The 15,121-nt window shown below is 49.4% G+C and carries 11 protein-coding genes and 2 pseudogenes; 10 read left to right on the top strand and 3 right to left on the bottom strand.

All coding sequences use genetic code 11. The annotated features are described in order from the left end of the window. Positions 1-119 precede the first annotated feature (119 nt). The 5 genes from DFP97_RS08480 to DFP97_RS08460 all read left to right on the top strand — a co-directional run bounded on the left by DFP97_RS08480 (position 120) and on the right by DFP97_RS08460 (position 4,842). Complete coding sequence (locus tag DFP97_RS08480; RefSeq protein ID WP_114379549.1) at positions 120-308, top strand: hypothetical protein; 189 nt, start codon at positions 120-122, stop codon at positions 306-308. A 73-nt stretch (positions 309-381) separates the two neighbouring features. Further along, on the top strand, positions 382-525 hold the full coding sequence (locus DFP97_RS32240) for a Spo0E family sporulation regulatory protein-aspartic acid phosphatase (RefSeq protein ID WP_114379588.1): 144 nt from the start codon (positions 382-384) through the stop codon (positions 523-525). Positions 526-1,066: 541 nt separating this feature from the next. Beyond that, positions 1,067-2,053: an ABC transporter permease gene (locus tag DFP97_RS08470; protein ID WP_245976006.1), complete on the top strand. Its 987-nt coding sequence runs from the start codon at positions 1,067-1,069 to the stop codon at positions 2,051-2,053. Positions 2,054-2,077: 24 nt separating this feature from the next. Further along, positions 2,078-2,965 carry a carbohydrate ABC transporter permease gene (locus DFP97_RS08465; RefSeq protein WP_114379548.1) on the top strand — a complete coding sequence of 296 codons (888 nt, stop codon included), beginning with the start codon at positions 2,078-2,080 and terminating at the stop codon, positions 2,963-2,965. Between the two features lie 131 nt (positions 2,966-3,096). Further along, the gene (locus DFP97_RS08460) at positions 3,097-4,842 is read left to right on the top strand and encodes an extracellular solute-binding protein (protein ID WP_114379547.1); all 1,746 of its coding nucleotides are present in this window, start codon (positions 3,097-3,099) and stop codon (positions 4,840-4,842) included. 520 nt (positions 4,843-5,362) lie between these two features. Here the strand turns inward: DFP97_RS08460 and DFP97_RS08455 are convergent. Genes DFP97_RS08455 through DFP97_RS08445 form a run of 3 tightly spaced genes read right to left on the bottom strand, consistent with a single transcriptional unit; the run spans position 5,363 to position 10,194 of the window. Further along, positions 5,363-6,997, bottom strand: a complete 1,635-nt coding sequence (locus tag DFP97_RS08455) for a type 2 periplasmic-binding domain-containing protein (RefSeq protein ID WP_114379546.1) — start codon at positions 6,995-6,997, stop codon at positions 5,363-5,365. Between the two features lie 25 nt (positions 6,998-7,022). Beyond that, entirely contained in the window at positions 7,023-8,435 is a 1,413-nt protein-coding gene (locus tag DFP97_RS08450; RefSeq protein ID WP_114379545.1) for a response regulator, read from the bottom strand. Then, a complete protein-coding gene (locus DFP97_RS08445; protein WP_181873411.1) occupies positions 8,428-10,194 on the bottom strand; it encodes a sensor histidine kinase in 1,767 nt (588 codons plus the stop codon). Before DFP97_RS08445 ends, DFP97_RS08450 begins: the two co-directional genes overlap by 8 nt. A gap of 319 nt (positions 10,195-10,513) precedes the next feature. On the opposite strand from DFP97_RS08445, the gene DFP97_RS08440 reads away from it, so the two are divergent. The 5 genes and pseudogenes from DFP97_RS08440 to DFP97_RS08425 all read left to right on the top strand — a co-directional run bounded on the left by DFP97_RS08440 (position 10,514) and on the right by DFP97_RS08425 (position 14,798). After that, entirely contained in the window at positions 10,514-11,386 is an 873-nt protein-coding gene (locus DFP97_RS08440; RefSeq protein WP_114379543.1) for a helix-turn-helix domain-containing protein, read from the top strand. A gap of 278 nt (positions 11,387-11,664) precedes the next feature. After that, positions 11,665-11,736: pseudogene (locus tag DFP97_RS31410) on the top strand (glycoside hydrolase N-terminal domain-containing protein); the annotation flags it as partial. A gap of 57 nt (positions 11,737-11,793) precedes the next feature. Further along, a pseudogene (locus DFP97_RS31405) lies at positions 11,794-12,110 on the top strand (glycosyl hydrolase family 95 catalytic domain-containing protein); the annotation flags it as partial. Positions 12,111-12,341: 231 nt separating this feature from the next. After that, positions 12,342-13,781, top strand: a complete 1,440-nt coding sequence (locus DFP97_RS08430) for a family 43 glycosylhydrolase (protein ID WP_114379542.1) — start codon at positions 12,342-12,344, stop codon at positions 13,779-13,781. A gap of 222 nt (positions 13,782-14,003) precedes the next feature. Continuing rightward, complete coding sequence (locus DFP97_RS08425; protein WP_114379541.1) at positions 14,004-14,798, top strand: alpha/beta hydrolase; 795 nt, start codon at positions 14,004-14,006, stop codon at positions 14,796-14,798. Positions 14,799-15,121 lie beyond the last annotated feature (323 nt).

Below are 15,121 nucleotides of genomic sequence, written 5' to 3'. Positions count from 1 at the left end.
AAGAGGCCCCAATCTCGATTTTGAGGTTAGGGGCCTCTCTTCATTAAGCTGTAAGAGCTTGTGGGAGGTTATCAGAAAAACAGGCTATGAATGTTCAAAAAAAAAAGGAGGCAAGTGATATGGACTTATCGCAAATGAGAGCGCTTACCAAGAAGGTTATTTCCAGTATTCTTTGTTCTAAATGGACGGATGCACGTACAGGAAGTATCTTCGAAGGCGGACAAACCATTCATGTTGAAGCTCCTCTAAGCACGATTCCGGTATTTTTACGGGACGGAAAACAAGCGTATCTCATCGGAAAAATATAAATATTCTATCATCGATTGGTCGGAAAGGGGAGGGGTAACTGAGTAAGAATGATATTGAAATCTTGCGTAATGCATTATATCAATTAGCTTTATTCATCAGTATAATCTCCTTGATCCCGATGTAATAAGTAAGAGTCAGGAGCTGGATCTTCTGATAAATGAAATGATTCATGTAAAGCTGGGATGTCGCAGCTCATCAGAGTTATCGAAAGAGTGAGTTTCAGTCACCGGCTTCAGTTTGCTATAGCAAGCGGGAATTCCCGTCCGCCCCTTGTACTTTAGTACAAGGGGTTGTTTTTTGCTTATCCATGGATTGAAAATCAAGGATATTGTTTTAATGCTCATTCGTATCCCTCCCAAGTCGATGAGTAGATGGAAGTCTAAATCATGCTACTTTTTGTCCTGAAATTCAAGGATTAGTATTATAACTTCATATATAATCCGTATTGGAAGAGAAATTAAAGCAATTAGGAGTGTGAGTAGAATTGTCAGCACAGCGAAAATGGGGGTTAGTATGAAGGCCGACTACAAGACAATAAATTCGGCTTTTATAAAAGTAAGCGGTTACACGTTCGGTGGCACTACTTTCATTGATACTCTATAACGTGACAACGAATGTATGCGCTGGAGGCGGCTGTTTCGTTTGCAGCAAAGCAGCCCTGCGGCTACTGGACAGATCCGTATCGCGCAGCCAGACAGCGATCCTTCTTTGTCATTCGATGAGGACACAAAAAAATATAGAGGGAGTTGTTGTTGAGATGTCAAATCAACCGGGCGGAGGGAGCAATATGGGAGCGAAACCGAATGGTCAAGCTTATACGTCAGCTGCGATGAAGCAGTTTCAGTTTAAAGACAAATATAAATTATTCCTCATGGCTTTTCCTTTTCTGGTACTCGTCTTTTTGTTCTCTTATTTGCCGCTTTACGGCTGGATTTATGCCTTTTTCGACTACAGGCCCGGCATTCCTCTGTCCCAGACCGAGTTTGTTGGCCTGCAATGGTTTACATCGTTGGTGTTAAATCCGTATCAGATGGAGGAAGTTCTCAGAGTCTTGCGAAATACGTTCGCGATCAGTGCGCTTGGCATTCTGACTTCGGTTCTTCCGGTTATCTTCGCGATATTCTTGATGGAAATAAAGAACACTTCATTTAAGAAAATCGTGCAGACGCTCACTACTTTGCCGAACTTTATCAGTTGGGTGCTGGTGTACTCCTTCGCCTTCATGTTGTTTTCTGTTGACAATGGCTTACTGAACAACTTGCTCATGAGCATGGGCCTGATCGAACAGCCGCTGAATATTCTCGCATCGGACAACCACACCTGGCTCTCTATGACTTTGTGGGGAGTATGGAAAGGACTCGGCTGGGGAGCGATCTTGTACATTGCCGCAATTACCGGGATCGATCCGGAATTGTATGAGGCGGCGAGAGTGGACGGAGCAAACCGATTCAAGCTGATGTGGCACGTGACGGTTCCCGGTATTATACCGACATTTTTCGTGCTTCTCATATTGGGAATCGCGAATTTTATCAATAATGGATTTGAGCAATATTTTGTATTCTCGAACGCGATGAACATGAGTAATATCGAGGTGCTAGATCTTTACGTATATAACGTCGGGGTGGTGAACAACAACTTCGGGTTCGCGACAGCGATCAGTATTCTGAAATCGATTGTCAGCCTGGTCTTGCTGTTTGCAGCCAACAGCCTGTCTAAGCTGGTTCGCGGTGAAGGCGTCATCTGAGTCATCCGAGGAAGGAGAAACAACATGTGGAAAAATACCAGGATTACAATTTTTGATGTGATTAACTATACGCTGTTTGCCTTATTTACTTTGGCTTGTTTCTTTCCGTTTTATTATTTGTTCATCAATACAATCAGCAGTAACGACTTGAGCAGCAGAGGACTTGTTATGTTCTACCCCCAAGAGATTCATTTCAACAACTATATACAAGTGTTCAAGATTCCCGGGCTGGGCACTGCCACACTTGTATCCTTTGGACGCACTTTGATCGGCACGGTGCTGACCGTGGCCGCTTCGGGTTTTCTTGGTTACTTGTTTTCGAAACCTAAAATGTGGGGGCGCAAGTTCTGGTACCGATTCCTAATCACCACGATGTACTTTAATGCCGGTATTATTCCCTGGTTCCTGATCATGCTTAAGCTTGGCCTCGTCAACAATTTCCTGGCCTATGTTGTGCCTGGGATCGTCTCGCCGTTCTTCATCATCCTTGTCAAAACATTTGTCGAGTCGACGCCTATTTCCCTGCAGGAATCGGCGCAACTCGAAGGAGCCGGCGATTTGACGATATTCTGGAAGATCGTCATGCCTTTGATCACGCCAATTCTGGCCACGATCGCCATCTTCTCGGCCATCGGACAGTGGAACTCGTTCCAGGACACGTTGTTTCTGGTCACGGATTCGAACCTGTTTACGCTGCAATTTATCCTGTATCGCTATTTTAACGGAGCTACATCGTTGGCAACTATGATGCAGTCCGGGGCCGGGGCTACCGAAAATTTGGCCAATATACAGACGGCTACTTCGATTCGGACGACGGTATCGATGGTTGTCGTCATTCCGATATTGCTCGTCTATCCGTTCTTCCAACGATTCTTTGTCAAAGGAATCATGATCGGCGCTGTAAAGGGTTAATGTGGAGTACCGGGAAGGAGGTGAGGGCGGGTCGTTGTACGCAATGAAAATTCACCAAAGGGAGTCAGCATTCTCAGCAATGAAAGAGAAGTTTTTTGCAGGTACATGATGACAAGGAGGTTAACAAAGACATGACAAAAAGAAACAAATGGACAGCAGCTGCTGTCGCGATTATCGCCATGCTTGTATTCTTATCCGCGTGCTCCGGTTCAGCGGGAAGCAACGCAAGCAATAATGAGGGTAATAACGCAGAGACGGAAGTAAGCACCGATCCTTCGAAGCAACCGGAAATTACGCTGAATGTATTCTCGAACCTGTCCAACTATGCCGGTGAGCAACCGGGTTGGTTCGGGAAGATAATCAAGGATAAATTTAACATCAAATTAAACATTATTTCCGGCGGGCAGCAAAAAGCTTCTACGATGATGGCCTCCGGTGATTTGGGCGACATCGCGGTCGCAATCGATATAGTAGATGCTTCCAAAGCCGGCTTGCTGCTGGATTGGAACAAGGACGGCCTGCTTGACAAATACGGCCAGGACATTAAGAAATATGCCGGTCAGTCGCTCGATGCCATCAGCAAGCAGTATGGCGGCGGCAAGGCGATTTACGCTATCGGCCATAACGTCGGCAGCGGCAGCGGCCCGAGCGAGAGCGCCAATATGACGTTTGGCCCGTGGCTTCGTTGGGACTTATATCAGAAGCTAGGAAGCCCGGAAATCAAGACGCTGGAAGACTACCTTTCCATTATGAAACAAATGAAGGAGCTTAGTCCGAAGAGTGACTCCGGCAAGCCTGTGTATGGGTTTTCGTTATGGTCGGATTGGGACGGCATCGCTTCAATGAACGCCGGATCCATAGCCGCATTATACGGCTATAATGTAGGGGACGGATTTAACAACAGCGACTTAATCCTGACGAAAGCCGATGAAGCGAAGTGGCAAGGCTTGATCGACGAAGACAGCCCCTACATGAGGGGTTTGAAATTTTTCTTTGAAGCGAATAAGATGGGACTGCTCGATCCAGATTCTTTGACGCAGAAGTTTCCCGACGTGGCCAATAAGTATAGTGACGGACAAATTCTATTCGCGCAATTCCCTTGGCTTACCGATGGCTACAACACCGAGGAGCGCGTAAACGCAGGCAAAGGCTTCGCGTTCGTGCCATTCGCTGAAGAGCAAATGTCTTCTGTCGGATTCTCGCCTTATGGCGGCAATTGGTATTGGTCTATTGGCGCGAAGACAAAATATCCGGAGCGCGTGATGCAATTCATGAACTGGCTGTTCTCGCCGGAGGGCGTTCAGGAGAGCCGAACAGGTCCGAAGGGCTTGATGTGGGATATCCAGGATGGCAAGCCGACTCTGACCGAATTTGGATACAAAGCGATTACCAACTCCGTCAATATGCCTGACGAATATGGCGGCGGGCTGTTCAAGGACGGAGGAAACCAAATCAACAACAGTACGCTTAATTTGTCCACGATCAATCCGGAAACCGGGGAACCGTACGATCACACGATGTGGACCTCTTATTTAGAGAACAACCCGAATCCGGTCACGAAGAGCTGGCGGGACGCTATGGGTGCATTGACGGTGAAAGAATATGTTGTCAATAACAACAAAGTAGCCGTGCAGCCTCCATACTTTAGCGAGCAAGCTCGAATGGAGGAACCGTCCGACATTAAGCAGAAGAAAGCCGAAGTGGGCAAAGTCATCAAGGAATATTCCTGGAAGATGATGTTCGCGAAGGACGATAATCAGTTTGCCAGCTTGAAAGAGGATATGGTATCGAAAGCCAAAGGCCTGGGCTACGATGAAGTGCTTAAGTGGCAAGTCGAGAATTACGAAAAAACGGTTGGTGCGGCCTTGAAAAAGTAATCAACAAGGAATGAACTGAGTGAACATCTAAATTCCGTGAGCGTAAGAAGCTCGCGGAATTTTTTTATCAGATAAGCCCAGCTTCAACAGTGTAGGTCACAGAAGCCTGTAGCTATTATATATACCTTCAGCGGAGAACTGCCAGAGCAACTCGAAATCCGGCTGCCAATTACTTCGGGATTTCAATTCGTAGATATTGTATTCCGACGTTTTGACTGCTTTCGGTATCGTGCACGACATGCTATCCTTTCGCGTAAAGGGGAATTATACGGCCGCAGCCGTCCTGATGAGTCGCAGTTAACTCGAAATCGTGAACAGGAACGGAAAGCAATCGTATCTCGTCGGATAAATATAATGTTCTTTCGGGTTTCGTAGAGAAGCAGGATTGATGACTGCTTCTCTTTTTTTGAGGCTTTGATTTAATCAAAAGCAATTCCCGAAAAGCTGTGGCAAGAGAGGCGGATTGGAGTACTTAAGGAGGGAATCTGCCACTGAGCTGCTTACTTTTTGCAGCCTTCTCCTACTTCCCAGTTACAGCGTACTTCACCTCGTCGGTGATCGTGCCGCCGCCGGAATCCATCCAGGTCTTGACGTAATCGTCGAAGGCTTCCACCGGAAGCTCGCCCATGACAATCTTCAGGAAGGTATCGTTTTCCAATCGCTCCAATTCATCCCGGTATTTGGACATGGAATCTGTCGTGTCGTAGAACACGCCCCGGACTTTAACCATAGGGGTAGTGACCAGCGCCTTCACGCCGGTTTGGAAGGCCAATGCTGTCATACTGTTGTAGACGTTGCTCTTGGGGTGAGCCTTGTTCTGAACGATACTTTCGTAGACGAGCCTCGATTCTACATCGAGTGAAGCCGGTTCCTTCTTTCCCTGGAGGACACTCTCGACATCCACGTATCGCTTCTCGATGGCATCGGTGAAGTCCAAGAGGTGATCAATCGGGAAGTAATTACGCAACTGGATCCCGCCACGGAGGAGCTCGTCCTCCAGTTTTTTTACTTTTTCATTATTGGGATCCTGCTTCCGATTCAGCCGGGTTTCGATGTTCAGAACCTTGACGACGGCTTCAGGATGCGGGTATCCCTTGCGCACGACCAGATAGCTGTTCATGACAGGGGCGATGTGGGTTACGAATTTGCCATCCTCTTTCAGGGGAACCGGATAGGCCTTCCAATCCGCGCTCGAATCGATGCTGTTGAAATCTCCCAAGGGCCAATAAGGTGCCCACCATGGCCCGAAAAACAGTCCGGTCTTGTTCGAATAAATCGGTTCATGGGTATTCTTGTTGAGGGCGAATCGGTTATCGATGAGCCCCCGCTTATACCAATCCGCCAGCTTGGAAAGCGCCTGTTTGTTCTCAGGCGCGATGGAACCATAGAGGATCCGTCCTGTGGAGTCCTTGATCCAATTCTTCGGGAAAGCCCCGAACGCGTGGAAGACGGAATCAAAGCCGCATATCGCAGGATGCTTGCCGTAGACGATATTCCGGTAGCCGCACAGTCCTATTGTATTGTCCTTTCCGTCTCCGTCAGGGTCCATGTTGATGAAGGACTGGGCGATCTGCTCCACATCGGTCAAGGTCCGGGGAGGCGGAAGGTGCAACTTGTCAAGCCAATCCTGGCGTACCCAGAGCAAGGAATGAGAATCGGTTTCGAAGGTCACGTTGGGCAGACCATAGAGCTTGCCGTCGATGCTGGCATCATGAAGGACGGTATTGTTCGTCGAAGCATAAATGTCCTTAACCAGCTTGGAAGCATAGGTTTCATAGACGGCGCTCAGGTCCTGGATCAAGTCCATCTCCGTCAACTTGCGAAGCTGGCTCCGGTTCACGATCAAGGCGTCCGGCAGATCCTTGCTGGCAATGGCCATCTCGACCATTTGATTATAGGAATCCAACCCCTCCGCTTCCCAAGAGAGAACGGCTTTAACGTTGGACAGCTCTTCGATATACCGGACAACCGGGTTATTGAGGGTGGACGGGATCGGCATGCCAACCCGCAGGGTGACCGGTTCAACCATTTTGCTGAAGGCAGGTTCCACCACCGCAGCGTCAATGGAGGGCACCCGAGAAGTCCCGGTGTGGTCTGAACATGCGTTTATGAACAAGGTTAGCAAGCAGGTAAGAATGAACCAACGCCTTTTCACTTGAACTCTCCTCCCGACAACTTATTCAAAACGGTTTCCCGTCCATCCGAAACTGAGTGGGGTACTTGCCGAACATATCCCTGAACAGTTTGCTGAAGTACTTGTCATCCTCGAAGCCGACGGACATGGCGATCTCATAGACCGGGGTATTGCTATCTAGCAGATAAGCCTTAGCCCGTTCCATCCGCATCATGCGCAGCACGTCCTTGAAAGGCTGTCCGGCGAAACGGGAGAAGCATTGGCTAAAGTAGCTGCGGCTCATGTTCACATGATCGGCTACATCGGCCTGGTTCATCTTGTCGTATGCATGGAGTCTCATATAGATCATGGCCCGGATCAGACACAGTATGACTTCTTTGGACAGGGCCAGATCCAGCATCCGTCGCTTCGCAAGATCCGCGATCCGTCTAAGCCAGACCGTCCAATCATGCCAATTCCGGCATGAGCGGGAGGCTTCGAGCAGATGCTCCGCTTCCGCCTGGCTGAATAAGCTGCCTTTCCAATCTCTGCACAGGGCTTCGCCGAACGCCAGCAGCCGGTCCGCTCCGGGACGACGTTCCTCTACCTCGCTGATCAGGCGGTTCCAATCCTCGGTGCCGAAGGCCCACCGCAGGTCCTGATGCCGGTTCAGCCACTCCTCCTCCAGAGCCGGGTCATTCCTGGAACGGGAGGGAGAAGAGTGGATCAGCTTCCCGTAGGCCAATTGGGCCAACGTTCCGGATCGGCTGTGATAGTACAGGGCGTTCTCCAGATGCAGCCGCACCGTCTCCTTGACCTCTTCCAGGGGAACATTCTGGAGATCCGTAATCAGCGTAATCTCCCACCGTTCTCTTATCGCACGGGTCAGCTCCCTAACCAATCCGTCCGATGGCATGGTATGGACCAGCGGCACCATGCCACCCTCCTCCCACTCGATGAACGGATTGTTCCGAACGGGAGACAGAGCGAACAACTCACTCTTCTCTGATTCCGGCAGCAGGGGACGGAAGACGAGGGCGGAGGAGGCAGGCATGAGCCTTCCGGCGGAACCGTTCGAAGAGCTCGCCCGCATGGCTTCCTCCCAGCGGTACCGTTCGATGATCCGGGCAATGGTGTCGTCCGCATTTTCCATTTCCAATAGCGTCTTTACGATGTAATCGATCACGCCGAGCCGTAGAGCTTCTTGAATATAATCGAATTCATGATGACAGGTCAGCACGACTGTGCGAACATGGGGAAATTGCAGCCGGGTCTGCCGGATCAATTCCAGGCCGGACATCCCGGGCATGGTGATATCCGTGAACAGCAGGTCGACCGGCGTGGACCGGATTAGCTTCAATGCGGATGGGCCGTCTGCTGCTTCCCCAACGATGGCAATGCCTAAGGCCGACCAGTTGATCATGGAGATTAACCCTTTGCGGACCAGCTTCTCGTCATCCACTATAATGGCTTTAATCATCGAACTCCTCCATCCTTCTTATGGGTATCTGAATGGTAATGACCGTTCCGACATTCTGTTCGCTCTCTATGCCAAGCTTCATCTGATCGCCATAATACCGCTTCAGCATCCGATGCACATAGGACAGCCCGATGCCGAGCCCCCGCTTCTTGCCTGCTTCGTCATCCGTAAGGAGCCATTCCGCCGTCTCCTGATCCATCCCCGTTCCGTTGTCCTCCACCCGGAGCATCACCCAGCTATCGTCTTTGATCCGGATCGTGACGGCGACCTTGCCGCCGCGGTCACCGGTCCCATGATAGATGGCGTTCTCCACCAACGGCTGCAGGAGGAACCGGGGAACCGCCACATGAAGGGCTTCGTCATCCGAATCCAGCGAGTAATGGAATTCATAATCATACCGTATGCGCTGCAGGTCCATATAGTTGCGCAACGCGTCGATCTCGTCGGCGACGGTAACGATCAGGCTTTTTTTTCCAAGGTTGTAGTGCAGGACCTTGATCAAGAGAGTGACCAGCTTGTCGATGTCCTGCTGGCCATTCATCCGGGCCAGCCATTGGACCGTATTCAAGGTATTGTGAAGGAAGTGGGGGTTGATCTGGCTGAGCAGCTTTTCCACCTCGAACCGCCCCTTCTCCTTCTCGTTGGTTTCTACTGTGTGAATCAGTTGGTTGATCTGATCCTTCATATCCTGGAAGTTCTCCAGGACGAAGTTGAACTCCTGGACATTCGTGTACGAGACCTGACTGGAGCGGTTCTCGACCATGCTGACGATCTCCACATTGACCTTATGCAGAGGCCGGTAGATGTGTCTCAGGATGAGCCAGGCCAGCAGCACGGCGAAGATCAGGGTGGACAGAGCCACAAGGATCATGGTCCTAAGCCAAGCCACAATCTCGCTGTTAAAGTTGGAATTATGGACAACTCCAATGAGCTCCCAGCCTTGGCTGCTGGCGTAGCGGAACAAGTGGCGGGACGAAAGGAACCGGTAGTCACCGATCTTATTTTGACTGATGGCATCTCTTATATTCTGAGGCAGCTCAGGGTCCTCAACATAGGCTGTCTTATTGTTCCCGTTGACAAGGACATGCGACACCTTCATGCCGTAAGATTGCTTGTTCAAAATATTGTCTATAAGTCTGTAATGGGTCTCCATATAGATGAATAAGGGACGGTTGTCTGGAACGCGGACGGCGCGCATAGCCGATAGGACCAAGCTGCCCCTGCTGCCGTATTGGGTCGGATGGGGGCCGAAATAATCCGCCCCGTTGTAATGGATGAATTCCGGCAGGGTACTGCTGCTGAAGGTCTTGCCGATATCCAGATTGGCGAAGAGAACCGACTCGGCGTTCCCGGGCTCCCCAGGCTCCAGGTAGGCGGTCAAGCCCAGATAAGGGTTGGTGAAGGCGGCCAGATTCATCCTCTCCTTAATGGAAGCCATAATCTGGGCTTTGTTAAAAACCTGGCTGTCCTGCAATGACAGATAGTCCGAAACCTCCTTCGAGATCTGATCGTCCAGCGCAAACTGCTTGGTTGCTAAATCCAGGTTGATGACAGCGTTTTCGAGGTTGGCGGCCTCCTGCATCAGGGTGGCGCTGATTCCGCTTTTGATCTTGTTCGAGAGAATCGAGTATATGGAAGAGTAGGTAAGGACACCGACCAGAACGAGTGGAAGCAGGCAGCCGAGCATCAGGTAGATGACAAGGGTCCGCCGCAGGGATCGTGCCGCTATGGGACCGTGATTGACGGGATGTCCGGGCATCTTAAACATCTACTCTCTTTCGGGAATCATAGGAGAACATTTCATTGTAAGCGTCTTAAATTATAACATTAGATTGAGTGTGTGTTCAATGACAAGGGTTTCCTACACCAGCTTTACTCGGTTTCTTTGATTCCGAATGGGTAGAAAACGGTTGCTCAAGGTAAGAACTTCGTTCGATAACCTCAATCCAAAGTTCTAAATGTCGAAACAGCTCTCACTCCTAGCTAGATTGCTTATTCCGCTATTCTAAAGAAGAGTAAAGATCGGCTAATTATAAGAATTCCCTAACGGGAGGCTGGGTTCAGGGGAGGGTGACATTTTGAAGATCGTTTATTTGGAATGGTTTACGAAGGACGAGACTTTCCCATTCTTTATCCAATACGGCGGGCACGACGAGGACACAGACTTACACAAGCATAACGGCTTCTCCGAGATGGTGATTGTGTTAGAGGGGAATGCTAAGCATATCGTCAATACCGAAAGCACCTTAATTAAGAAAGGTGATGTATTTGTCTTGAACGAAGGGACCTACCATGCATACAAGGATCCCAATAATTTTAAGATTTGCAATATTATGTACCGTCCCGATATACTGCTGTCAGCCGCTCCGGATTTGTGGACTTCAAGTGAATATCGAAATTTATATACCTATAGCAGCAAGCTAAGTTTATCAATTCCCAGCTTTGAATATGTCTCCTCGCTGATCTCTGCCATGATCGATGAACATAAGAGTAGGCTTAATGGGTATCAGACAATGCTGATTTCTCAGTTTTTGACGCTTGCGGTCTATTTGTCCAGACAGTATGACAGTACGGAGAAGTGCATGACGAGAAATCAGATGCATCTGGCGAATGTGATCTCCTATATCGGAAATCATTATAACGAGCCGCTTACTATGGAGAAGATCGCAGCCAAAACTGACATTTCGGTCAGGCACTTGAACAGGATCTTCCAAGCCTATTATCAAACGACGCCGATTTCTTATCTGCAGACCATCCGATTGGAGCGTGCATGTACGCTATTAAAACAGACTAACCTCTCCATTATGGAGATATCCGGCGAATGCGGGTTTAACGACAGCAATTATTTCACCCGTCAGTTTACCCGTGCTTATGGGCAATCACCCAAGGCTTACAGATTGAGCCGGCAATCTTATCAACACGAAGGAAACGGACGAAGGGTGGTACTGTAGCAAACGATATAGAATTGTGCACTTATAGATTTGCAGCCGCTCAATCTCGTTTTGGCGGTTTCTTTTGCGCCGAGTTTGACATTACACGATTGCAAGTATTTCTGATTCAGAATGAATCTGAATAATCTGGAAAGTTAGGATGTCTCTAATGTGCTATTTCAATGACTAGAAAATCAAGGCACCTTGGTGTGCCTTGCTATATTATTGGAAGTATTTCGTATGGCAGAAAGGTTGAATAACGTGGAATACAGCAAACAAATACAATCGCCGATGCGTTTATGGTAAGACAGCCAGCGGTTGAATGGACCGAAGCTCTGCCTCTGGGCCACGGACGGTTGGGAGCTATGGTATTCGGTCGGCCAGACGAAGAGCTGTTTCAATTAAATGAAGATACGCTATGGTCGTTCGGCGGACATACCGGATGGAGCTGTGCCTGGATCATTAACGTTTGGGCGCTGCTCGCGGATACGGAGAACGCGTATCGGTATTTGTAAACGTTATTCGCCAAGTCGTACTACCCGAATTTGTTCGATGCGCATCCTCCGTTCCAGATCGACGGCAATTTCGGCAGAACCGCCGGTATCGTGGAGATGCTGTGCAGAGTCATGGCGGAGAAATCCGTCTGCTTCCGGCACCTCCGGCATCGTGGCCGACTGGCTTTATACGCGGCTTGCGTGGCGCGGGAGGTTTCGAGGTCGATATTGCCTGGAAAGAGGGACAGTTGCCGAAGCCGAACTGAGAGCGACGCGGGATGCTCTGTTCAGCATGGTGTTTCGAGCGCCATTCGCGTAACTCGGGCAGACGGCTCTGTGCTGGCTCAATGCGATGGTGCATCGGTGGTGAAGTTTCAGGCGGTCGCAGGGGAGACGTATTCCATTAGGGCTGTGTGATAAGGAATGAAGAATGAACTAATGAATTTTATAATGCTTAGCAAACTCAGTAGGAGGAAGAAGAGATGACCAAGGATATTAGAAAAGGGGACTTGGGGAACGGTACCTATCGGAATCCGGTGTTAGCCGGAGACTATGCCGATCCTTCCGTATTGCGAGTAGGCAACGACTATTACATGACGCATTCCAGCTTTACATTCACCCCGGGGCTCTTGATCTGGCATTCGAAGGATTTGGTCAACTGGCGTCCGGTTGGCAAGGCGCTGGATCACAATATCGGGGATGTCTGGGCGCCGGATTTCATTGTGTATGAGGGCACGTATTATATCTATGTACCTGTGGACGGGAAAATCGTGGCGCTAACAGCGACGGCACCCGAAGGACCATGGAGCGAGCCTGTCCAGTTAGGCTTGGAAGCGATTGATCCGGGGCACGTGATCGACCAAGAAGGCAACCGGTATTTGCATACCGGCGGCGGTTATATGAACAAGCTTTCCAATGACGGTCTTTCGATTGAAGGGGAAACTATTCATGTCTATGACGGATGGGAGTTTCCGGATGAATGGGTGGTGGAAGGGAAGTTTCTTGAGTCGCCCAAGTTATTCTATCGCAACGGTTATTACTATCTGACATCGGCGCAAGGCGGCACATCCGGTCCTCCGACGAGCCATATGGTTATATCCGCGCGTTCCAAAAACCCGTGGGGACCGTTCGAGAACTCCCCATACAATCCAGTCATTCGCACCCAAAGCCGCGATGAGCGTTGGTATTCGAAAGGACATGGCACCTTGGTCGATACGCCGAACGGAGAATGGTGGATCCTGTACCATGCTTATGAAAAAAATAATTATCCATTAGGCAGGCAAACGTTGCTGGAGCCGATTGAATGGACGGCAGACGGTTGGTTCCGGGTACCGGAGGACATTTCCACAGATCAACCGATTGCCAAGCCGGAAGGTGCGGCAGTCGAGCATGGCTTACCGCATTCCGATTCCTTCACATCGGATCGGCTAGGGCTGCAATGGAGCTTCTTTAAGCAGCATGATAAGGAACGATACGCGTTTACGGGAGATGCAATTGTTCTCCAGGCTTCAGAGGTTGTATCGCCGCTTGTCTTTATGCCGGAAGATCACAATTACGAGGTTACCGTGGAGGTAGCCATTGAAGCGGGCAGCCAGGGAAGACTCCTTCTCTTCTATAATCAAATGTATTATAGCGGCATGGGGATTTCTGAAGAGGGGATCTATGGCATACTTCGCGGATGGCCTGCGCCGTGCATTCCATTCAACGGGAAATGTGTTCATATGCGATTGCGCAATTTAGAGCATGAGGTAATCTATTTCTATAGTCATGACGGCAGCACATGGCGGAAACTTCCGCATTCGTTCGAAGCATCTGGCTTCCATCACAATGCGCTGGGAGGCTTCCTAGCCTTGCGAATCGGATTGGACACATGCGGGGAAGGGCAGGTTATGTTCAAAAACTTTCAATACAGGAGTCTTTAAGAGGTTGTTCAAAAAGCCGCCATTTGATCACGAAGCAGATCGGGGGAGTATCTCTGCATCGAATCTTGCGTTCAGGCTTGAAGTCTGGTGCTCATTTAGGTTTGCCTAAACTCCGCTCCTCCTTCTTCGCCTTCACGCAACCTTCTCGGTGCTGAAATGTCGACTTTTTGAACACGCACTTTAAGGGCTCCAACATTCAATTAATTTCTTGATGGGGGCAATATGAGTACGATTGAATTATGGTCTGGAGCATCCAAAGAAAGCATTGGCGATGAGAACCAGGGATGTCCGAGTTTGAGTGTATACCCTGTGCATGGAAAAGACCTTTGCCCTGCAGTCATCGTATGTCCGGGCGGGAGATATCTCAGACGCGCCGCGCACGAAGGTGAGCCGGTTGCCAAGTGGTTAAACGGGCTCGGCATATCCGCTTTCGTCCTGAATTACCGGGTATCGCCGTATCAACATCCGATTCCGCTTCATGATGCGCAGCGGGCTGTACGAACCGTAAGACATTATGCAAAGGATTGGAACATCGATCCGGAGCGAGTCGGCATTTTGGGCTTATCCGCAGGCGGTCACTTGGCATCCGCAACAGGCACTTTGTATGACAATGGAGATAACCAGTCATCCGATCCGATAGAAAGACAGGGCAGCCGTCCGAATTTGCTAATCTTGTGTTATCCGGTCATCACATTCGGAGCGTATGGTCATCAACCGTCCATGCACCATCTGCTTGGCGATTCTCCGGATGAATCGCTTGTTGCTTTATTGTCCACGGAAAAGCAAGTGACAGAGGACACCCCGCCAACGTTTCTCTGGCATGCGGCGGATGATGAGAACGTTCCGGTTGAAAATAGTTTGCTTTTTGCTGGAGCTCTTAGCCGCCATCAGGTGCCTTTTGATTTGCATGTATTTGAAAGCGGCGGACATGGACTAGGTTTAGCCGAAGGTCATCCTGAAGCGAAGGCTTGGCAGGAACTCTGTGAGGCATGGCTAAGAAAACGATATTTTCTATGACGAAACGCTTCACTGAATAGCATAAAGTTGCAAACAAGACAAGGGGGAACGTATCCATGTGGTGGAGTTCTTATGTTTCTGCGACGGTTCAATCTACGGCCAAAAATTTTATTATGAAAAGCGATTCCGCTTTTACCCATACGTACAGAGCATATATCAAGACAACGGAATGCGGGGAATGAAAGCTGAGATTCTGGTGCAGCAATCTGGTGGATGAGCTGCCTATTGAGTCTGCATTAAACACGCGGTAAGGAGCTATCTTCTCCTAACCGCTTTTTTTTTATACCAAAAATACGCTGGGGTCTTATATGTCTCTTTCGTGC

This window comes from Paenibacillus prosopidis, assembly GCF_003337375.1.
Taxonomy (GTDB): Bacteria; Bacillota; Bacilli; order Paenibacillales; family Paenibacillaceae; genus Pristimantibacillus; species Pristimantibacillus prosopidis.
Note: the sequence above shows the minus strand (reverse complement) of the source record. Positions and strands in the feature narration are given on the sequence as shown.

Coding starts and splice junctions, on each gene's coding strand:
- DFP97_RS08480 (WP_114379549.1), top strand. CDS start 120: ATGGACTTATCGCAAATGAGAGCGCTTACCAAGAAGGTTATTTCCAGT.
- DFP97_RS08470 (WP_245976006.1), top strand. CDS start 1,067: ATGTCAAATCAACCGGGCGGAGGGAGCAATATGGGAGCGAAACCGAAT.
- DFP97_RS08465 (WP_114379548.1), top strand. CDS start 2,078: ATGTGGAAAAATACCAGGATTACAATTTTTGATGTGATTAACTATACG.
- DFP97_RS08460 (WP_114379547.1), top strand. CDS start 3,097: ATGACAAAAAGAAACAAATGGACAGCAGCTGCTGTCGCGATTATCGCC.
- DFP97_RS08450 (WP_114379545.1), bottom strand. CDS start 8,435: ATGATTAAAGCCATTATAGTGGATGACGAGAAGCTGGTCCGCAAAGGG.
- DFP97_RS08445 (WP_181873411.1), bottom strand. CDS start 10,194: ATGCCCGGACATCCCGTCAATCACGGTCCCATAGCGGCACGATCCCTG.
- DFP97_RS08430 (WP_114379542.1), top strand. CDS start 12,342: ATGACCAAGGATATTAGAAAAGGGGACTTGGGGAACGGTACCTATCGG.
- DFP97_RS08425 (WP_114379541.1), top strand. CDS start 14,004: ATGAGTACGATTGAATTATGGTCTGGAGCATCCAAAGAAAGCATTGGC.